The organism is Sinomonas albida (genome assembly GCF_004919045.1).
Taxonomy (GTDB): Bacteria; Actinomycetota; Actinomycetes; order Actinomycetales; family Micrococcaceae; genus Sinomonas; species Sinomonas albida.
In genome coordinates, this window is record NZ_SWDW01000019.1 from 1 (window position 1) to 19,186 (window position 19,186).

Annotated in this window: 20 protein-coding genes; 10 read left to right on the plus strand and 10 right to left on the minus strand. The window is 68.7% G+C overall.

Annotated features, from left to right (window positions below):
- The 3 genes from E6A26_RS16055 to E6A26_RS16065 all read left to right on the plus strand — a co-directional run.
- On the plus strand, positions 1-427 hold a 427-nt coding region (locus E6A26_RS16055), incomplete at its 5' end, for an HNH endonuclease signature motif containing protein (protein ID WP_136612214.1).
- A 231-nt stretch (positions 428-658) separates the two neighbouring features.
- Positions 659-1,636 carry a LacI family DNA-binding transcriptional regulator gene (locus tag E6A26_RS16060; protein ID WP_136612215.1) on the plus strand — a complete coding sequence of 326 codons (978 nt, stop codon included), beginning with the start codon at positions 659-661 and terminating at the stop codon, positions 1,634-1,636.
- 69 nt (positions 1,637-1,705) lie between these two features.
- Positions 1,706-3,223 carry a mannitol dehydrogenase family protein gene (locus E6A26_RS16065; protein ID WP_136612216.1) on the plus strand — a complete coding sequence of 506 codons (1,518 nt, stop codon included), beginning with the start codon at positions 1,706-1,708 and terminating at the stop codon, positions 3,221-3,223.
- Between the two features lie 70 nt (positions 3,224-3,293).
- Here E6A26_RS16065 and E6A26_RS16070 read toward each other — a convergent pair whose 3' ends face one another.
- On the minus strand, positions 3,294-4,127 hold the full coding sequence (locus E6A26_RS16070; RefSeq protein ID WP_136612217.1) for a phosphotransferase: 834 nt from the start codon (positions 4,125-4,127) through the stop codon (positions 3,294-3,296).
- A 70-nt stretch (positions 4,128-4,197) separates the two neighbouring features.
- On the opposite strand from E6A26_RS16070, the gene E6A26_RS16075 reads away from it, so the two are divergent.
- Complete coding sequence (locus tag E6A26_RS16075; RefSeq protein WP_136612218.1) at positions 4,198-4,548, plus strand: hypothetical protein; 351 nt, start codon at positions 4,198-4,200, stop codon at positions 4,546-4,548.
- A 9-nt stretch (positions 4,549-4,557) separates the two neighbouring features.
- On the opposite strand, the gene E6A26_RS16080 is transcribed toward E6A26_RS16075, so the two are convergent.
- From E6A26_RS16080 to E6A26_RS16095, 4 genes are all read right to left on the minus strand, one after another.
- Positions 4,558-5,472 (minus strand): HNH endonuclease, encoded by a 915-nt coding sequence (locus tag E6A26_RS16080; RefSeq protein WP_211129198.1) that lies wholly within the window; start codon positions 5,470-5,472, stop codon positions 4,558-4,560.
- A 60-nt stretch (positions 5,473-5,532) separates the two neighbouring features.
- Positions 5,533-5,754 carry a hypothetical protein gene (locus E6A26_RS16085; protein ID WP_136612219.1) on the minus strand — a complete coding sequence of 74 codons (222 nt, stop codon included), beginning with the start codon at positions 5,752-5,754 and terminating at the stop codon, positions 5,533-5,535.
- A gap of 79 nt (positions 5,755-5,833) precedes the next feature.
- A complete protein-coding gene (locus E6A26_RS16090; RefSeq protein ID WP_136612220.1) occupies positions 5,834-6,799 on the minus strand; it encodes a nuclease-related domain-containing protein in 966 nt (321 codons plus the stop codon).
- 140 nt (positions 6,800-6,939) lie between these two features.
- A complete protein-coding gene (locus E6A26_RS16095) occupies positions 6,940-7,194 on the minus strand; it encodes a hypothetical protein (protein ID WP_136612221.1) in 255 nt (84 codons plus the stop codon).
- A 124-nt stretch (positions 7,195-7,318) separates the two neighbouring features.
- Between E6A26_RS16095 and E6A26_RS16100 the strand changes: the two genes are divergently transcribed.
- Positions 7,319-8,170, plus strand: a complete 852-nt coding sequence (locus tag E6A26_RS16100; RefSeq protein ID WP_136612222.1) for a Rieske 2Fe-2S domain-containing protein — start codon at positions 7,319-7,321, stop codon at positions 8,168-8,170.
- Between the two features lie 179 nt (positions 8,171-8,349).
- On the opposite strand, the gene ku is transcribed toward E6A26_RS16100, so the two are convergent.
- Positions 8,350-9,225, minus strand: coding sequence for a non-homologous end joining protein Ku (gene ku / locus E6A26_RS16105; RefSeq protein WP_136612223.1), 876 nt, complete (start codon positions 9,223-9,225; stop codon positions 8,350-8,352).
- 160 nt (positions 9,226-9,385) lie between these two features.
- Here ku and E6A26_RS16110 point away from each other — a divergent pair, with 160 nt between their 5' ends.
- Together E6A26_RS16110 and E6A26_RS16115 are read left to right on the plus strand one after the other, a co-directional pair.
- A complete protein-coding gene (locus E6A26_RS16110) occupies positions 9,386-10,513 on the plus strand; it encodes a nucleotide disphospho-sugar-binding domain-containing protein (RefSeq protein WP_136612224.1) in 1,128 nt (375 codons plus the stop codon).
- A 326-nt stretch (positions 10,514-10,839) separates the two neighbouring features.
- Positions 10,840-11,034, plus strand: coding sequence for a CsbD family protein (locus E6A26_RS16115; protein ID WP_136612268.1), 195 nt, complete (start codon positions 10,840-10,842; stop codon positions 11,032-11,034).
- Between the two features lie 220 nt (positions 11,035-11,254).
- On the opposite strand, the gene E6A26_RS16120 is transcribed toward E6A26_RS16115, so the two are convergent.
- The 3 genes from E6A26_RS16120 to E6A26_RS16130 are packed head-to-tail and all read right to left on the minus strand — an operon-like array spanning position 11,255 to position 12,716.
- The gene (locus E6A26_RS16120; protein WP_136612225.1) at positions 11,255-11,677 is read right to left on the minus strand and encodes an arsenate reductase ArsC; all 423 of its coding nucleotides are present in this window, start codon (positions 11,675-11,677) and stop codon (positions 11,255-11,257) included.
- A complete protein-coding gene (locus E6A26_RS16125) occupies positions 11,674-12,369 on the minus strand; it encodes an aquaporin (RefSeq protein ID WP_136612226.1) in 696 nt (231 codons plus the stop codon). Before E6A26_RS16125 ends, E6A26_RS16120 begins: the two co-directional genes overlap by 4 nt.
- Entirely contained in the window at positions 12,366-12,716 is a 351-nt protein-coding gene (locus tag E6A26_RS16130) for an ArsR/SmtB family transcription factor (protein WP_136612227.1), read from the minus strand. The genes E6A26_RS16125 and E6A26_RS16130 overlap by 4 nt, the downstream gene beginning before the upstream one ends.
- A gap of 166 nt (positions 12,717-12,882) precedes the next feature.
- Between E6A26_RS16130 and E6A26_RS16135 the strand changes: the two genes are divergently transcribed.
- From E6A26_RS16135 to E6A26_RS16145, 3 genes are all read left to right on the plus strand, one after another.
- On the plus strand, positions 12,883-15,468 hold the full coding sequence (locus E6A26_RS16135; RefSeq protein ID WP_136612228.1) for an ATP-dependent DNA ligase: 2,586 nt from the start codon (positions 12,883-12,885) through the stop codon (positions 15,466-15,468).
- A gap of 303 nt (positions 15,469-15,771) precedes the next feature.
- The gene (locus tag E6A26_RS16140; protein WP_136612229.1) at positions 15,772-17,145 is read left to right on the plus strand and encodes an MFS transporter; all 1,374 of its coding nucleotides are present in this window, start codon (positions 15,772-15,774) and stop codon (positions 17,143-17,145) included.
- 9 nt (positions 17,146-17,154) lie between these two features.
- Positions 17,155-18,177: a nucleoside hydrolase gene (locus tag E6A26_RS16145; RefSeq protein WP_136612230.1), complete on the plus strand. Its 1,023-nt coding sequence runs from the start codon at positions 17,155-17,157 to the stop codon at positions 18,175-18,177.
- A 122-nt stretch (positions 18,178-18,299) separates the two neighbouring features.
- Here E6A26_RS16145 and E6A26_RS16150 read toward each other — a convergent pair whose 3' ends face one another.
- Positions 18,300-19,016 carry a sigma-70 family RNA polymerase sigma factor gene (locus E6A26_RS16150; RefSeq protein ID WP_168928767.1) on the minus strand — a complete coding sequence of 239 codons (717 nt, stop codon included), beginning with the start codon at positions 19,014-19,016 and terminating at the stop codon, positions 18,300-18,302.
- Positions 19,017-19,186 lie beyond the last annotated feature (170 nt).

Below are 19,186 nucleotides of genomic sequence, written 5' to 3' on the forward strand. Positions count from 1 at the left end.
CCTCGCACTCGGGCGCACCGCCTACCGCCCGCCCAAGGGCCTGCGACGCTACATCGAATACCGCGACGGGACCTGCCAGTTCCCCGGCTGCGCCCGCCCCGCCCGCACCGCCGAGCTCGACCACCTCGTCGAATGGCAGGACGGCGGCACCACCGACGCCCAGAACCTCCAAGCCCTGTGCGCCAAACACCACGCCCTCAAAAGCCTGCGACTCTGGAACCCCGCCCGCCTCCCCACCGACCCCGACGACACCATCGCCGACACCCTCTGGACCTCGCCCCTGGGCACCCGGACCGTCACGGGACCGACCGGCCACCAACTCCAACCCCCGCCCCCGGACCCACAACCTCTCGAACCACCAGCCCACCAAGTGACTGATCACCATCCGACCTATCAACCGGACGAACCCGAGCCACCCCCGTTCTGAGCCGAGTTCTGAGCCGGGTCGCGGTGGCGGGTGGCCGATGCCTGATGGCTGGTCGGACCTTGGCGCGCCCGGTCGCCCGTCGCCCGGTCGCCCGTCGTCCGTCGTCGCCGGTCGTCGGCCGTGATCGACCCCGGTCGCGGCACTACAAACTTTTGACAACCTTGTACAAGAATTTCATACTACGGGGAGGGCCATTCGAGGCGGTCCGTTAGTCGACGACCCGGAGAACTGATGGCAGCCACCCTCACAGACGTCGCGAAGCTGGCGGGCGTTTCGCTCGCGACGGCGTCGCGCGCGTTCGGTGACCCCGCCCGGCTCGCAGCCGAGACGCGGCAGAAGGTCCTCGCGGCGGCGGAGGGGCTCGGCTACGCGGCAGCCGCGTCAACCGGCTCTCGGACGTTCGCGGTGATTGTCCCGGACATCTCCAACGCCGTGTTCGCGGCCCTCCTCAAGTCCGTGCAAGAGCGCGCATGGCCGGGACGCCACCGGATGGTCCTGGCCGACACGTCGGAGTCCACGGAGCGCGAGCGCGAACACCTGGCCTCCCTCGCGGGTGCCGTCGATGGAATCATCGTGTGCTCTCCGCGCCTCCCCGCCGAGGAAATCCGCCGGCTCGCGGGCCAAACCCCGCTGGTGGTCGTCAACGGCGAGGCCGCCGACGCCGCGCGCGTCCTCATGGACGCGGACGAGGGCCTGCGCCAGGCCGTCGAGCATCTCTACGCCCTCGGCCACCGCCGCCTCGCGTACGTGCCCGGGCCGCCGTCGTCGTGGGCCAACGGTCAGCGGCTCGCTACGGTGAGCAGCCTGTGCGAGGAGCGGGGCGTCGAGCTCACCGCCGTGGGCAACCAGAGCGCGACGGTCGACGGCGGCCTCGCGGCGGCGGCGTCCGTCGTCGCGAGCGGCGCGACGGCCGTCATCGCGTACAACGACCTCGTCGCGGTCGGCCTCCTGGCGGGTGCCCGCAAGCTCGGCGTCCGCTGCCCCGAGGACCTGAGCGTGGTCGGTATCGACGATCTCGACATCGCCGCTGCCGCCGAGCCGGGACTCACGTCGGTGCGCGTCGCGATTGAGCACAGCGGCGCCGTCGGCCTGGACCTTCTTCTCGAGCAGCTCGCCGGCAGGCACCGCGCCACGCAGCCTGTCCACCTAACCTCGCAGCTCATGGTGCGCGGCTCCACTTTCGCCGTACGCGGAGCCAGCCGCCCCTGAACGGAGGCCGGACATGATCCGCAAGACGGCCGCCGTCGACCTCGACCCCACCATGGAGGACTGCTGAACATGACCGAAGTCAAGGCTGCATCTGGGCTTTCCCGGCTTTCCGCCGCGTACGACGGCGCCCCTCGCCGTCGACCGTCGCGTTCGGGCATCGTCCACCTCGGCTTGGGCAACTTCCACCGCGCGCATCAGGCCGTCTACACCCGCGCGGCGCTCGATGCCGCAATGTCCGGTGGTCAGGCGGGAGCGGACGAGTGGGGCATCATCGGCGTGGGGAGCCGGTCCGCGTCGGTGACCGACGCGATGAAGGCCCAGGACCTCCTGTACACCGTCGTCGAGATCTCGCCAGGAGGCGAATCCTTCTCGATACCCGGCGTCCACACCGACGCGTTCACGGCAGCCGCCGAGCCCGAACGCGTAGTTTCCTCGATCGCTGCGCCGAGCACGCGGATCGTATCCCTCACGGTGACTGAGAACGGCTACTTCTACAGCCCGCGCACGGGGCACCTCGCCGTTGACGATCCCGCGATCCAGCACGACCTCGCCGACGCCGCACGGCCCGCGACGCCGATCGGACAGATCGTGCGCGGACTTCAGTCCCGCGCCCGCGCACACGGAGAGCCAATCACGGTGCTGAGCTGCGACAACCTCGCCGACAACGGGCATCACACGGAGCGGCTCGTGAAGGAATTCGCCGGGCTGCTGCCCGAGGCGGAGGCCTCAGGGCTGATCGCCTTCCTCGAGCAGCGCGTCACGTTCCCTTCGACCATGGTGGACCGGATCGTGCCGGCGACGACCGACCACTATCGGCGCCTCGTCGCGGACGGGCTCGGGTACCGGGACGACGTCCCCGTGCCCGCGGAGCCGTTCACGATGTGGGTCCTCGAAGACCGCTTCGCGGCGGGGCGCCCGGCGTGGGAGGCCGGCGGGGCCGTGTTCTCCGACGAGGTCTCACGGTATGAGCAGCTCAAGGTGCGGCTCCTCAATGGGACGCACTCGCTCATCGCCTACCTCGGCGCGCTCTCCGGCGCGGCGACCATCCCCGAGTCCGTGGGCAAGCCGTTCATCGAGGCGGCGGCCCGCCAGGTGCTGCGCGCCGAGTACCTCCCGAGCGTGACGGCCCCGCGCGGCGTGGACCTCGCAGCATACGAGGAGCAGCTCTTCGAGCGCTGGCGGAATACGGCCCTCGGGCATCGCACGAGCCAGGTCGGCACGGACGGCTCGGTCAAACTGCGCCAGCGCATTCCCGAACCCGCGGTCGCCCTGCTCGACGCCGGGACGATGCCGCACCTCCTCGCGCTCACGACCGCCGCGTATCTCGCGTGCCTGGCCCCGCTCGGTGGCTTCGATCCGGGCCCCCACGCGGCCGCGATGGTGGACCCCGCGCGTCCGGCGCTCGCCCGGGCCGCCTCCGAATCCTCGACGGCCCACGACCTCGCGCGGCGAGTGCTCCACGACCAGCACTTGCTCGGCGGGGAGCTCGCGGGCCGCGACGAGTTCATCGACCGAACCGCGGAGCTCCTCGACGCGATCCTTCGCCACGGTGCCATGGCCGCGACGGCCGAAGCGGCGCAGGGCTAAGGGGACGGGGCTCAGTTGGCGGGGGCTGAGGTGACGAGGCTGAGGCGAGGCCAGCCGACGCGGCCACGGCCTAGTGTGAGGCCGCCGTCGTCAGCGCCTCGGTGAGCCGCCCTCCTTCGGACTCGAGCCAAGTGAGGCGACGACGGATGCGCTCCCCCGCACCGTCCCGCCACATGCGGAGCCAGCCGCCGCCGTCGTGCTCGGCGCGATACTTCATGAGATACCAGCTGCGCTCGGTGCGGCGGATCGCAGTGGGCACGAGGCGGGCGCGATCCGCGGCGGAGAGGCCGTAGGCGTCCGCGATGAGGCGCGTGCGCGCGGCGGAGTCGACGCCCCGGAGCGGCCACGTCCGGTCCTCGTCCGGGGCGAACGGGGCCCACCACATGCAGAGGTTGAAGACTTCGTCGACGCGGGTCGCCGGTTTCGCGAGGTCGAAGTCGATGAGGGCGACCGCCTTCCCCTCCCTGAAGACGACGTTCTCCGGCGTGATGTCCAGGTGGCCCACGAACTCCGGCTCGGCCTGCGGGGCGGGCGGCATCCCGGGGATCTCCGGCGCGGCGACCGCTTCAAGCATCGCGGACGACGGCGCGAAGCCGGCCATGGCGTCATCGAGGCGCCGCACTAGCTTGGCCAGGGAGACGAGGCGTTGCTCGTCGGCGAGCCAGGCCGGGTGTGGCCGGCCGGCGACCTCTCCCTCGATGTAGGTCAGGATCTCGCGGCCCTGTTCGTCGAGGCCGAGATAGCGCGGGGCGCCGTCGAACCCCTGGCGTTCGAGGTGCTGCAGGACCCCGTGGACGAGCGGCGAATGCGGGCCGAGTGGCCTCCGCACCGTGTCCCCGACGCGCACGATGCCCTCGGTGACGTCACCGCCGGGGAGGGGTGTTTCAGCTTCTGATCGGGCCACGCCCTCAACGCTAGCTTGTCGGACCAAGGCTTTAGCCTCGAATCAGCAGCCACAGCCAAGGGGGAACAAGTTGGCCCAGCATCAAACCGGTACCACGAAATTCGGCGGCAAAAGCTCGACGGTGCAGGCGTTCCTGTCTGTCCACGCCAGACTCACGGAAGCGATTCACGCAATGTGCGCGGCCCAAGGACCGGACGCCCTCAAGAACCATGCAGCCGACGCACTGGAGTGTCTCTTAGGCAGCGACGCAGCATCCCCTGGCCCCCTTGACCATCTGCTCGGTCTCCGAATACAGGAACACATCTCCTTGTTCGGTCCCATGACCTTCGTCAAGGCCGTAGCTGCAGAATACGAGATCGACGTCAGCGCCAAGGACTCGACTACGGCGACATCGCAGATTACTCGCACTGAGACCAACTAGCTGAGCGCACTAACTAACCATTTTGAACCGGTCCCAGGCCCACTCAAGCAGATCAGACCTTGGACGCTGCGACTTCGAACGAGGAATAGACATCAAGGGGCGTCGATGCATTTCCTGCAGTCCGTAGCGAAACATGGGGCCGTCCACCTCGGTCAATAGGTCAGGTCTAATTTCCACGACTAAGTCTGGTCGGATACCAAGTAGCCGTGAATCAAAAGCTGCGTGGTGAAACTTGCACATGGCCATGCCGTTGACCACTGAAGCAATCCCAAGTTCCTCGCGGTCAGGAACGATGTGGGCAGCATCTAGCAGCGTCGGGTGACCAAGGTTGCAGACTGCACATCGCTGCTGGTAAGCAGCGAGAACCTGAGTCCGAAAAACACCTTGGAAAAGCCGATGCCGCGTCCTTACATCGAGGTAGCGGCGAACATGCTCCTCGGCGAACGAGTCGGTTGCCGCCGAAACGGCTTCTGCGCTCACAAGAAATTGGTGGTGCTCAGGCTCTTCGCCGATGACATAGACCGGAAAGTGAGGTTGAAAAAGCCCCTTCGCGACCCCCACAAACCAAATGAGGGGCACACGCTGCTCCATGGCCGATCGGAGCGCACGGTTCGTGGCGGCATTTGGATCTATACCATCCCACTTGTATCGGAGCAGAACATCCTCGTCGTAAACGCCGTCATCGTACGACCTTTCGATACCCTCAGGCCTGAAAGTCGTCGTGATCGAGAGAGCCGCGCTAAACCCAGCGGGCTTCCTGATGCCTTTGAATCGGTCTTTCAAGGGAAGGTGTTCGCCCTCAAGAACGAAATCATGAAGTTCGGCGTACGAAATAGCACCCGAGCCGTCGTTCGATCGAGCAGCAAGCCACTCCATCACCTGATGTCGAATCTCATCTTCTGAAAGACCGAAACGCGCGATCATGCGACCAGGCTAGTTCATTGCTTCGAAGCGGATGGCACGTGAGCTGTTAGCTAGAGCTAGCTACCCCTTCTCCTGCCGGGCCCGTTCCATCCGCTCCCGACGCTCGCGCTCTTCGCGATGGCGCCGGATCTGCTCGTGAATGAGCTGCTCCTCTTCGGTGAATCGGAGGGCGTTGGCTTCATCGCCCGAGTCGCCGGGGCCGGAGGCCTCCTGCTTGGAGGGGTACTCGACCGGCTGTTCTTCGTCGGCAGAGTCGGGAGCGTTATCGTGCGGCTCACTCATGCGCACACTGTAGACCTGCTTTCGCAAACGCAAAATAGGGCTCGTGAGATAGCTCGGGCGCCGCGAACAATGGCTACATCTAACGGGGATCCAGCGGCGCGATTCCGTCTCGGGCGGGCGGTGATGCGGCTGGACTGGCTGCAGTCTTGAGCATGCTCACCATGAGCCGCACCGCCGCCACGTTGGCGCTCTCTCCAGCGCCGTGTGCAAGCGTATTTCCCAGCGACTCCATGGCATCGCGAGCGGTGAGCATGTGCACGCCATGAGCCGAGGCCCGCTCCGGTCCAACCGAGGTATTGCGGCCGTGGATCATGACGAGCGGAATCACCGCGACGTGGTCCCCCAGCATCGCCTGATAGCGTTCGGCCGCCGTGTGCATCCAATTCGCCGTGCCGCGTCCGTAGCCGTCCGACCTGACGATGAGGTCCCTGAACCCGGCCGAGCGCCATTCGTAGGAACCCCAGCGGTACAGCTTCGAATCGATGAGGAAGACGACATTCCCGAGAACGACGGCGTGATCGACGTCCGCGTCGACGTTGCCGGGGAATTGCAGGCCGTGGAACACCATCGTCCCGGGAATGCAGAGAAGCAATTCCAGAAGCGCCGCGGTGCTTTCCTCGCCTCTCGCCCCGGCCTCGGCAGGCCCTTGTCCGAAGCGAGCCGCGGCCTCACGAATCTGACCCGGCGTGCCGAAGATCCGCGGCGCCCGCTGCTGGCGCACGGCTCGCGAGCGGGCGGCCGCAGTATTTGTCCCTGCCCCGTTCAGTATCCGAATGAGGACCGCCAGCCCGATGGGCACGACAAATGATCCTGCCATCGCCGGAAGTTGGCTTGCCTTGGCTGCAATCTGGACGCTCATCACCATCAGGCCGATCATGATCGCGACATCAAGGCCGACGAGGATCGACGTACTCAGCCAAATCCGGCGAACTGCTGATCGATATTCCGGCGTTGGCTCTATCCGGACCTGTCCGAATCGCCTATACCAGTCCCACTCAGATGGCCGAATCCCGTATTGAGCCATCAATTGCACGGTGTACCCCAAAATGCCCCCTCCCCCAAACGCGCCCTGAGGCGCCTGAGGGGAGAGTCTAGGCAGGGTACACCACCGGCGATAGGGTCAATCGACCCCTCGGTGCGGCGCACGGCACGGACGTAGCCAACGCCGGGGGTTACGGAAGGGGCCTACTGCTCCTTGCCGTGGTGCGCGGGGTCGTCGCTCGAATCGCCCTCGCGCAGGTCCGCGTCCGGCACGTCGATCCCCGCCGCCGCCTGGTCCATGCCGGGCACGCTCGAGGGGACGTCGTCCTTGTCCGGCCGGTCGCCGTGGACCTGCTCGCGGATGAGATGCTCCTCCTCGCTGAAGCGAATGTCGTTCGCCTCGTCCCCGGAGTCGCGCGGCTCGTCGTCGTACTGCCTGCCCTCGAAGTTCTCACTCATGGAGCAGCCCTACCCGGCGCGGAGTCGGGTCAACCATCCCCAGCCGGGTAAGGGCCCGATGACGGCGGGACGCCTCGACCGGCGCCGCGGGACACGGAAGGTACGAGCGACAGGAGGACGCAAAATGAACGTTCTGGACGATTTCACGAGCCGCGTCGAGCGGTGGCCGCTCCTCGACAAGATCGGCGATCCTGTCCGGTCCGTCGTGCAGGCCGCCATCAAGCCGAAGGCGGTCCGCAACACGCTGAGCGGTACCCCGCTGGGCCATCCCCTGCACGCGCTCCTCACCGATTTCCCGATCGGCGCGTGGAGCCTCGCCTCCGTCCTGGACCTGCTCGGCGGCGAACGGGACGAGCACGCCGCCGATCTCCTCGTAGGCACCGGCCTCGTGGCCGCGATCCCGACCGCAGCCGCCGGGCTGACAGACTGGGCGGACACCCACGGCTCGACGAGCCGCCTCGGCGTGGCCCATGCGGCCCTCAACGTCACAGCCCTCAGCCTGTACGGCGCGTCGCTCGTGGCCCGACGGGCCGGCAGCCGCACCGCGGGCAAGGGCCTAGCGTTCACGGGGCTCGGCATCCTCTTGGCGAGCGGCTACCTCGGCGGGCATCTCGCCTACACGAAGGGCGTCAAAGTCAGCCGCACGGCATGGCACGAGGGCCCGACCGATTGGGAGGACGCCCTCGCCGAGTCGGAGCTCGATGACGGAAAGCCCCACCTCGCACACCTCGACGACATCCCGATCCTCGTCATCCGGGACGCCGGACGGATCGTCGCGATCGACAACGTCTGCACCCACGCGGGCGGCTCCCTCGACGAGGGAACGGTCAAGGACGGCTGCGTGACCTGCCCGCTCCACGGCAGCACGTTCCGCCTCGCCGACGGGAGCGTGGTCCTCGGCCCCGCGAGCGCGCCCCAGCCCAGCTACGAGGCGCGGGTCCGCGAGGGTCGCGTCCAGCTCCGGGCGCGGCCGTAGTCAGAGTGCGGTCGGTGCGAGAGCAGACGTTTCATGCGAGAGCGCACGCTTCGTCGCGTTGAGAGGTCCGCTTTCGCAACCAACGTCCGCTTTCGCGGGATGGTGCCCCAGACGGCCGACGACGGCGGCGTAGGTCCGCCGTCGTCGGCCTGCCTGCCGCGTTCCCTAGCCCGCGCTCTCTAGCCGGCGCTCCGGGTGCGCCGCTTGGGTGCCGGCTTGTCCTCGGAAGCCGACTTGTCGCCGTCGTCCGCTGTGCCCTTGGCCGCTTTCCGGCGGCTCTCGACGCTGCGGCGCAACGCCTCCATGAGGTCGAGGACCTCGGCACCCTCGCCCTCCTCGGCGGCCGGGGCGCCGAAAGTGGCCTCGGTATCCACGGAGTCCCCCTGCTCGAGCTTGGCCTCGACGAGCTGGCGCAGCTGGAGCTGGTACTCGTCGGTGAACTCCTCGGGCGTGAAGTCGGTCGAGAGGCTCTCGACGAGCGACGACGACATCTTGAGCTCCTTGTCGGAGATCTTCACGGCCTCGTCGAGGATGGGGAACTCCGCCTCGCGCACCTCGTCGCGCCACAGCATCGCCTGCAGCACCATGACGTTCCCGCGCACGCGCAGTGCCCCGAGGCGCTGCTTCTGCCGGAGCGAGAATTTGACGACGGCGGTGAGCTCCGTCTGCTCGAGCGTCTGCCTCAGGAGCTGGTACGGCTTGACCCCAACCTTCTCCGGCTCGAGGAAGTAGCTCTTCTCGAATAGCATCGGGTCGATCTGCGAGTCCGGCACGAACTCGACCACCTCGATCTCGCGGCTCCGCTCGACGGGAAGCGAGTCGAAGTCCTCGTCAGTGAGGACGACCGTCTGCCCACCCTCCTCGTACGCCTTGGCGATGTCCGCGTACTCGACGACCTCGCCGCAGATCTCGCACCGGCGCTGATAGCGGATGCGGCCCCTGTCCTTGTCGTGGACCTGGTGGAGCTTGAGGTCGTGGTCCTCCGTGGCGCTGTACACCTTCACGGGCACGCTGACCAGGCCGAAGCTGATGGCGCCCTTCCAGATAGACCGCATGAAACCCAGTGAACACCGGAACGCGGGCTTTGGCGAGGAGGCTTTCGGGTAATTCGCGGGCAAGGCTGTTAGACAAGGGAGCGGATGACGACGCGCGGGCGACGTCGCCACTGCCGTCGCCACGGCTGTCGCTGCCCCAACTCGCCACCGAGGAGATCCGATGCGCGTCCTGTTCGTCTCGACCCCCGGGCTGGGGCACCTCTTCCCCATGGTTCCGCTCGCGTGGGCCCTGCGGGCCCGCGGCCACACGATCCTGGTCGCCACAGCGTCTGACGCGCTCGACGGCGCCGCGTCCGCCGGGCTTTCCGCCGTCGATGCGTCCCCCGGCTTCGACAGGCGAGCACTCATCGCGCGCCTCCGGGAGGAGCAGCCCGAACTCGTGAAGAAGCGATTGCAGATGCGGCTCACCTCGCTCGAGGAGGCGAGCGGCTTCTTCGCCCGGATGACCGAACGCCTGGTCGACGGCGTAGTGGACGCCGCCCAGCGCTGGCGCCCCGACGTGATCGTCCAGTCGCAGGTCCAGGGCGCCGGGCTCGTCGCGGCGGGCAGGCTCGGGCTCCCGCTCGTCGAGCACGGCTTCGGCTTCGCCCGCACGCCCAACATCTCGCAGAAGATCTTCGAGAAGGCCACCGGTGCGTTCGAACGTCATGGCGTCTCCGCGCTGCCTGAATCGGCCACGATCGACGTCGCGCCGGCGAGCATGATCGATGGCCACCCGAGCGGCTGGCCCATGCGCTACGTCCCGTACAACGGCGGTCGCGTCCTGCCGGACTGGCTCCTCGAGCCCGAGCGGCGGCCGCGGATCGCGGTGACGCTCGGGACGATCGCCCCCGACTTCGGCGGCGTCGATCCGATCCGCCGGCTCATCGAGCTCGCTCCGTCGGTGCCGGCTGAGTTCGTGCTGGCGACCGGCAGCGCTGACCTCTCGGGGCTGGGCACGCTGCCACCCAACGTCCGCGCCGCAGGGTGGGTACCGCTCAACGAGCTCCTGCCCTCGTGCGCGGGCATCATCCACCACGGCGGCGCAGGCACCACGCTGACGGCCGCGGCGTGCGGGACGCCTCAGCTCGTCATGCCGAGCGGGGCCGACCGACACATCAATGCGGCTGCGGTCGAGCGCCGCGGGGTCGGCATCAGCTTGGAGCCCGAGGTCCCCGTGACCGCCGAGATCCTGCACCGGCTCCTCGATGATCCCGGTCTCATGCGCACCGCTGCGGAGGTCCGCGCGGAGATCGCCGCCATGCCGGCGCCGGCGGAGGTGGCCGAGCACGTCGAACGGCTCGTGTAGCGCGCTGCACCGGGAGGGGAACTTGTTGCGACGCCGCTCGAGAGGGTCAGACGCCGCTCGAGAGGGTCAGCAGGAGGCTCGCGCTGTCGGTGAGGCGCTGTCCGTGAGGCGAGGCACAACCGATGCGCGTTTCCCGGATTTTCGTTTTCCAAACCGCCGTTCGCAGTCTGCAGAATAGGCCCATTCCGGGCTGAATTGGCTTGAATCTCGGGGCCGCGCTGCGAAATATAGACGTAGCGCTTACCCCAGAGCGCCCGGCCCGGGCTACCGCCCGAGCCGTTCCGACAGCGGAGGTGGGTAGCATGCCCGCCGGAACGGAGGACAGCATGGGAGCAGGCGACAAGGTCAGCAACAAGGCCGAAGAGCTGGGCGGCAAGGCAAAGGAAGCCGCCGGACAGGCCACCGACAACCCGCGCCTCGAGGACGAGGGCGTTCGCGACCAGCAGTCGGCCGGAATGAAGCAGGCTGGCGAGAAGGTCAAGGACGCAGCCGAGCACGTCAAGGACTCCTTCAAGAAGTAGTCCAAGCTCGCAAGCCACTGCCGCCCGCGTCGCCGTTTATCCCCTCGGCGACGCGGGCGGCAGTGCGTCTGCGGACGGTGCCGACTGCCGTTCCTACAGCTAGGCATGTCCTACAGCTAGGCGTGGACGATCAGCAGCATTCGGTCTCTTCGCAGCAGCCGTCGTCGCAGCAGCCCGTTGTTCTCATTCCGCCACCTCCCTTCGGTCGGCTCGGGGTATATCAGCTCTGGGGAAGCAGCTCCGCGATCAGGTTCTCGATCCGTCCCCGGATCTCGTCGCGGATCGGGCGGACGGCGTCGACGCCCTTCCCCGCGGGGTCCTCGAGCTCCCAGTCCTCGTAGCGCTTGCCGGGGAAGATCGGGCAGGTGTCGCCGCAGCCCATCGTGATGACGACGTCGGACTCTTTGACCGCCTGGATGGTGAGGATCTTGGGCGTCTCGCTGCGGATGTCGATGCCCTCTTCGAGCATCGCCTGGACCGCGGCGGGGTTGACCCGCTCGGCCGGTTCGGAGCCAGCCGAGCGGACCTCGATTCGCCCGCCGGAGAGGTGAGCCAGGTAGCCCGCGGCCATCTGGGACCTGCCGGCGTTGTGGACGCAGACGAACAGGACAGAGGGCCTGCCTTCAAGGGTTTCTGGGCTCATGAAATGACTTCTTTCTCGGGCGTGGAGGCAGTGATGCCAGCGGGATAGAGCAGACGGATCAGGATGAACCCCAGCGCCCCGCCGATGAGCTGGGCGAGCATGAACGCAGGCGCGGAGGCTGGGGCGATCCCCGCGAACGTGTTCGTCACCGTGCGGGCGAGGGTCACGGCGGGGTTGGCAAAGCTGGTCGAGCTCGTGAACCAGTAGGCGGCGGCGATGTAGCCGCCTACCGCGAACGCCACGCGATCCGCCCGGCCGGAGCGGACCGTCCCGAACACGACGAGCAGCAGCCCGACCGTCGCCACGATCTCGCCCAGCCACAGCCCGGAGCCCGTGCGGGCGTGGGACGACAGGGCGACGGCGTCGAGACCGAACATCGCGTTCGCCACCACGGTCCCGGCCAAGCCGCCAACGAACTGGGCGAGAATCAAGGCCCCCGCCGTGCGCCAGTCGACGAGGCCCAGCATCTTCTCAACGAGCGTCACGACTGGGTTGAACGAGGCCGAGACCGGCTGGAGGGCGACGATGAGGGCCACGAGTGCGGCGCCCGTGGCCAAGCTGTTCTCGAGCAGCGCGAGCCCGGTGTCGTTCGGAGAGAGCCGCGAGGCCATGATCCCCGAACCCACCACCGCGATCACGAGGAACGCCGTGCCCGCGAGCTCCGCGATCGCCCGGCGCGCCAGCAGGCTCACTTCGCCGTCCCGCCGATCATGGCGGCGAGGTTGCCCAGGGCCTCGGTGCGGGCCCGGTAGTAGACCCAGACCCCCCGCTTCTCGCGCTCGAGCAGCCCGACCTCGTGGAGCAATTTCAGGTGGTGGCTGATCGTCGGCTGGGAGAGGTCGAACGCGTCGTTCAGGTCGCACACGCATGCCTCGCCTCCCTCATGCGAAGCGACGAGCGACATGAGCCGCAGCCGCACCGGATCGCCCAGCGCCTTCAGCACGACCGAGACCTGCTCGGCCACCTCCCCCGACATGGGCTCCCGCGAGAGCGGGGAGCAGCATGCGACGGCCTGCACGGGGGTCAGTCCCAAATCCATAGACACAGGTAAATATTTACACCCATCGATGTCTATGGACAAGAGCCCAGAGCCTGATCACAAGAACCCTGCCCGGGGACCGTCCGGGAGCCGGCCCCGAAGATCACCCAGACAACCCACCCCAAGCCCCCTTCACGCGCGTCGCTTCGCGTGACATCGTGGCGCCATGGCAGCCAAACGCGAGAAGGTGACCGTCGAGGGCCGCGAGCTGAGCCTGTCCAACCTGGACAAGGTCCTGTACCCGGACTCCGGTACCACCAAGGGAGACCTGCTCGAGTACCTGCGCACCGTCGCCCCGGCGATGATCCCGGCCGTCCGCGACCGGCCCGCCACCCGCAAGCGCTGGGTCCACGGGGTCGGAACGCCGGAGGAGCCGGGCGAGGTGTTCTTCCAGAAGAACCTCGACGCTTCGACTCCGAAATGGGTCAAGCGCGTCACGCTCGAGCACCGCCACTCGACCAACACCTATCCCCTCATCAACGACCTGCCGACGCTCATCTGGCTCGGCCAGATCGCTTCCCTCGAGCTCCACGTGCCGCAGTGGCGCGTCGACGCGCGGGGACGGATGCGCCACCCCGACCGCTTGGTCATGGACCTCGACCCCGGCCCGGGCGCGGGCCTTCGGGAATGCGTCGAGGTGGCCCTGCTCATCAAGCCGATCCTCGACGAGATGGGCCTCGACTCCGTCCCGGTCACGAGCGGAAGCAAGGGCATCCACCTGTACGCGAAGCTCGACATGAAGCAGTCATGGGAGCAGGTCTCCGCCGTGGCCCACGAGCTCGCGCGATCGCTCGCCGCCGACCACCCCGACCTCGTGGTGAGCGACCAGAAGAAGACGCTGCGCGAGGGCCGCGTGCTCCTGGACTGGAGCCAGAACAGCGGCCAGAAGACCACGATCGCCCCGTATTCGCTCCGCGGACGGGCCCAGCCCATGGTCGCCGCGCCGCGCACGTGGGAGGAGATCGCCTCGCCGGATCTAGCACATGTGCGCTATGACGAAATGCCGGCCCGGCTCGAGAAATACGGGAACCTCTTCGCGCCCGTCCTCGCGGACGACATCCCGCACGACGACGCCAGCCCGGGCGGGAAAGATGCCGGCGAGGACGACGACGGGACCCCCCACCCGCCGTCGTCCGCTTCGGCCGGGGGCACCCGCGGTGGGCAGGACCGACTCACCGCGTACCGCGCCAAGCGCGACGCCTCGGCGACGCCGGAGCCCGTCCCCCTCGAGGCGCCGGAGCCCGGCGAGGGGAACACGTTCGTGATCCACGAGCACCACGCGCGGCGCCTGCACTGGGACCTGCGGCTTGAGCACGAGGGCGTGCTCGCCTCGTTCGCGCTGCCTCGCGGCGTACCCACGGACCCCGGACGCAACCATCTCGCGGTGCACACGGAGGACCACCCCCTCGAGTACCTCACGTTCTCGGGGACGATCCCGAAGGGCGAATACGGCGCCGGCGAGATGTCCGTCTGGGACACGGGCACCTACGAGGTCGAGAAGTGGCGCGAGGACAAGGAGATCATCGTCCTCCTCACGGGGAGGCCGGGCGGCGGCCTCGCGGACATTGAGGGCGGGAAGCCCGTGCGGCTCGCGCTCATCCGCACCGACGGCGGTGTCGGCGGCGAGAAGGACAACTGGCTCATCCACCTCATGAAGGACCAGGCGAAAGGCCACTGGCGGCGTGGGGCGCGGCGCGACCCCGATGGCGCCGGCGCGCCGAACAGCGCCCCGACCGATACCCCCGCCCCGCCCTCCGCGAAGTCCACGGCCCCCGTCGAAGAGCCGGCAAAGTCCGCGGGCGGGCGGCCGCCTTCGGCCATGCTCGCCCAGATCGGCACCGCAGGTCTGGTGCGCGGCGGCGACTGGGCGCTCGAGATGAAGTGGGACGGCGTCCGTGCGATCGTGGACGCGCGCGGCCCGCTCAAGCTCCTGAGCCGCCGCGGACTCGACACGACCGGGACGTACCCCGAGCTCGCAGGCCTCGCCGAGCTGGGCCCCGCGATCCTCGACGGCGAGATCATCGCAACTGACGCCAGGGGCCGGCCCTCGTTCGGGCTCCTCCAGCAGCGCATGGGGCTCACCGATCCGACCGACGTCAGCGCGGCTCGGCGCAAGGTGCCGGTGCGGATCGTCCTGTTCGACCTCCTGGAGTGGGAGGGGCGCGACCTCACTCCCCTTCCGTTCAGCGAGCGCCGCGCCGCGCTCGAGCTCCTCGCCGAGGGCGGCCTGCCCGAGAACGTGCAGCTCTCCCCGCTCTTCGATGACGACATCCAGCACGTCCTCGACGCGTCCGCCGAGCACGGCATGGAGGGCGTCATGGCCAAGCGGCTCGCATCCCGCTACGAGCCCGGGCGGCGCTCGGGCGCGTGGCTCAAGATCAAGAACGAGCACAGCCAGGAGGTCGTGGTGGGCGGGTGGCGCGAGGGCAAGGGCGGCCGCGAGGGCACGGTCGGCTCGCTGCTCCTGGGCATCCCCGAGGACGACGGCGGGCTCCGCTACGTCGGGCGCGTGGGCACCGGCTTCACGGAGCGCGATCTCGCGGACATCGCGGCGAAGCTGCACCCCCTCGAGCGCAAGACCATGCCTTTCTCCGACATCCCGCGCGCCGACACCGCGGACGCCCACTGGGTGACCCCGAAGTACGTCGGCGAGGTCCGCTACGGCGAGTGGACGCAGGACCGGCGCCTCCGGCACCCCGTGTGGCGCGGCTGGCGGCCGGACAAGGAACCGAGCGAGGTGCGGGTGGAATAGCGCCCGAGATCCTGGGCACGGCTGAGCGCCGGAATTCGGCACCACGGAGGTGCGAAAAGCCCACCACTGAATTTTGCTGATACCTCTGCGAATTTCACGGAGGGGCGGCGGGAAATCACCACTGAGTTCGTCGCGGTCGCCACGGAGGCCAGCAAACATGCGGGCGACGGCTCCATCAATTAAGCCGACGTTTCCCCGAACAACATATTCCTGCGGCGCGGCAGACAGCGGAAATTAAGACAAATTCCCGCACAATCTGGTGGCTTCGGCCGAATTCCCCGTTCCCTGCCCCAGGAGAAACCCATGAACGATCCGACGGCCACGGCCGATCGCCCAGCGCCGCAACCCACCGTCTCGCGGCCCGAATTCTTCCGCGCCACGGCCTCGGTCTGGCTCGGCACCACGATGGAGTATGTCGACTTCGCCCTCTATGGGCTGGCCGCTGGCCTCGTGTTCGGCGACCTGTTCTTCCCCGGCACCGATCCCGCGATCGCTCTGCTGTCCGGCTTCGCAACCTACGCCGTGGGCTTCCTGGCCCGCCCGGTCGGCGCGATCGTGCTGGGCCGGGTCGGGGATCGGCACGGCCGCAAGGTGGTGCTCGTCGCGACGATCATCCTCATGGGCGGCTCGACGACCCTCATCGGTGCCCTCCCGACGTTCGCCCAGATCGGCGTCGGGGCGCCCGCGTTGCTCGTCTTCCTCCGGATCTGCCAGGGCTTCGGGGCCGGCGCCGAGCTCTCGGGCGGAGCGATCATGCTCGCGGAGTCCGCACCGAGCCGGATCCGCGGCTTCGTCTCGGCGTTCATCGCGCTCGGCTCCAACAGCGGAACGCTCATCGCCTCGGGGGTCTGGCTGCTCGTCACCCAGCTGCCCAAGGCGGACCTCCTGAGCTGGGGCTGGCGGATCCCGTTCCTCTGCAGCATCCTCGTCACGGTCGTCGCGCTGATTCTGCGCCGCGTCATGAAGGAGAGCCCGGTCTTCCTCGCCGAGAAGGAGCGCCGCGCGCAGCTCGCCGAGGGCGCCCAGACGAGCGCCCAGACGCCGGCGGCGGCTTCTGACGTCCGCGGCTTCTTCGCACGGAATCGGGCCTTCTTCGTGATGCTCGGCCTGCGCATCGGCGAGAACGGGCCGTCCTACCTCGCGCAGACCTTCGTGGTCGGGTACGTCACGAAGGTGCTGGTCCTCGACAAGTCCCTTTCGGCGTCGGCCGTCTTCGTCGCCTCCCTCATCGGCTTCGCCGTGATCCCGCTCGCCGGCTATGCCTCCGATCGCTTCGGCCGGCGCATCACGTACCGCGCTTTCTGCATCGCGCTCGTGGCGTTCGCGTTCCCGGCCTTCATGCTCATGGACACGAAGAACCCTGGGATCGTCTTCGCGACGATCGTGGTCGGCATGGCTCTCGCGAGCCTCGGCATCTTCGCCGTCCAGGCGGCGTACGGCGTCGAGCTCTTCGGCGCCACCAACCGCTACACCAAGATGGCGATTGCGAAGGAAGTCGGCTCGCTCCTCTCGGGCGGCACCGCACCGCTCTTCGCCTCCGCACTGCTCGTGCAGTTCGGACACTGGTGGCCCATCGCGGTGTACTTCGCGGTCACGGCGGCGATCGGCCTCGTGACCACGTTCTTCGCCCCCGAGACGCGTGGCCGGGACTTGACCCTCGTCGCCGACGCCGTCTAGGCAGGCACCATGCGCATCGCGATCGACTGCGACCCCGGGAACGGGGTCCCCGGCGCCAACACGGACGACGGCCTTGCCCTCGGCCTCGCCGTCACGGCTCCCGAGCTGCAGCTCGAGCTCGTGACCACCGTTGCGGGGAACACCCCGGCGGACGTCGGGGCCGCAGTCGCCCGCGAGCTCTTCCGCGAGTGGCGCGTGGACGTGGCGGTGGTTGCGGGGTCCCGCGCGCCCCTCGTGCGGGACCCGGCGCCGTGGCGGCGCCTCCTGGACCGTGAGGACCTGAGCGAGGAGCACCGGCGGCTGTGGGACGGCATCCCTCGGCCGCTAGCGGCGGGCGGGGGCGAAACCGACGACGGCGGCCTTGCCGCCGCGCGCGCTCTGGCGCGCCTCGTGCGCGCGAACCCGGGCGAAATCACCGTCGTCGCCCTCGGACCGCTCACGAACCTCGCCCGCGCGCTCCGGCTTGACCCTGCCTTTGCACGGAACGTAGCGGGGATCGCCATCATGGGCGGGGCGCTCTCCGTGCCCGGGCGCGCCGTCGACACGAACTTCGGCTACGACCCGCACGCCGCCCACGCCGTCCTCACAAGCGGCGCCCGGGTCACGGTCGTACCGCTCGACACGACGATCAGCACGATGCTCACTCCCCGCGACCTCGACCGGCTGCGCCGCATCGGCTCGCCGATTGCGGAGTCGCTTGCGCGGACCACCGCGCCGTGGCTGCGCTACTCGGCCGAAACCCGCGGCATCCCGGGCTGTTGGCTTCACGACGTGCTCGTCGTCGCGATGCTCGTGGACCCATCCATCGTCACGAGGCGACGCGGGCGGCTCTCGGTCTCGCTTGACGAGGGCCCCGCGCAGGGCGCGGCGGCGTTCTTTCCCGGAGACGATCCCGACCGCGACGATCTCGGCGGCGACGATCCCGACCGCGACGATCCCGACCGCGACGATCCCGGGGCGCCCGTGGCGCTCGTCGACGGAGTCGACAACGCAGGGCTGCTCGAGGTCTTCTTCGGTGCCTTGACCCGCTGAAGGGCCGCGGTCAATCGGTTGGCGATGGCGTCGGCTCGCGCGATGCCGTGCCGTGGTCGGTGGGCTGCCCCGCTGCTTGGGGTCCAGCGCCACCGGCGGCAAGTCGTCGGGCGGCCAAGGCCTCAGGCAGCAATATTGCGGCGCATCCGGTCGAGCAGACGGCGGAGCAGCCGGGAGACCTGCATCTGGCTCACCCCGAGCTCGGCGGCGATCTCGCTCTGGCTCATCTCGTCGACGAAGCGCATCTTCACGAGTCGGAGGTCATCCTCGGAGGACCCCTCGAGCGCGGCCGCGACAAGCTGCCGCTGCTCCACGCGCTCGAATCCCGGGTCGGCGACGGAGACGACGCGCGCCATCCGCTCGTCGTCGGAATCGCTCGAGTCATCCAGCGACTCGATGGCCGTGCCGACGAGCGCCGCATCGACGCTGAGCGCCTCGGCGACCTGCTCAGAGGGGGCCCCCGTCGCTTCGCTCAGCTCCGCAAGGCTGGGCTCGCGGCCGAGCTCCTGGACCAAGCGGCCGCGGGCGTCCTTGACCCCCAGCCGAAGCTCCTGCAGGGAGCGGGGCGGGCGCACCGTCCACGACTGGTCCCTCAGATGGCGCTTGATGGTCCCGACGATGGTGGGGACGGCGAACTGAACAAAGCCGTGGCCCACTCCCTCGCGGTAGCGCTGCGCGGCCATCACGAGGCCGAGCCGCGCCACCTGGCGCAGGTCCTCCGCGTCATGTCCCGGAACGCGGTAGCGACGCGCGAGAGCGTCCGCGACGCCGAGGTGCTCGACCACGAGAGCGGCCGGGAACACGCCGGCCTCGGCGGTCCCTTCCCGCGCGTCGGTCACCTCACCAAGACCCCCAGCGAGGATCTTCAACCGACCCTTTGACTCACTCACAGCGACCTAGCCTCTCTACCCGCATGGTGCGGGACTCGGTGTTGCAACCGTTCATGAAGGGGCCGCGGGATGCGGGCCCCAAGCCTGTGCCGGGTTTGCCGGAAACGAGACAGACCGTT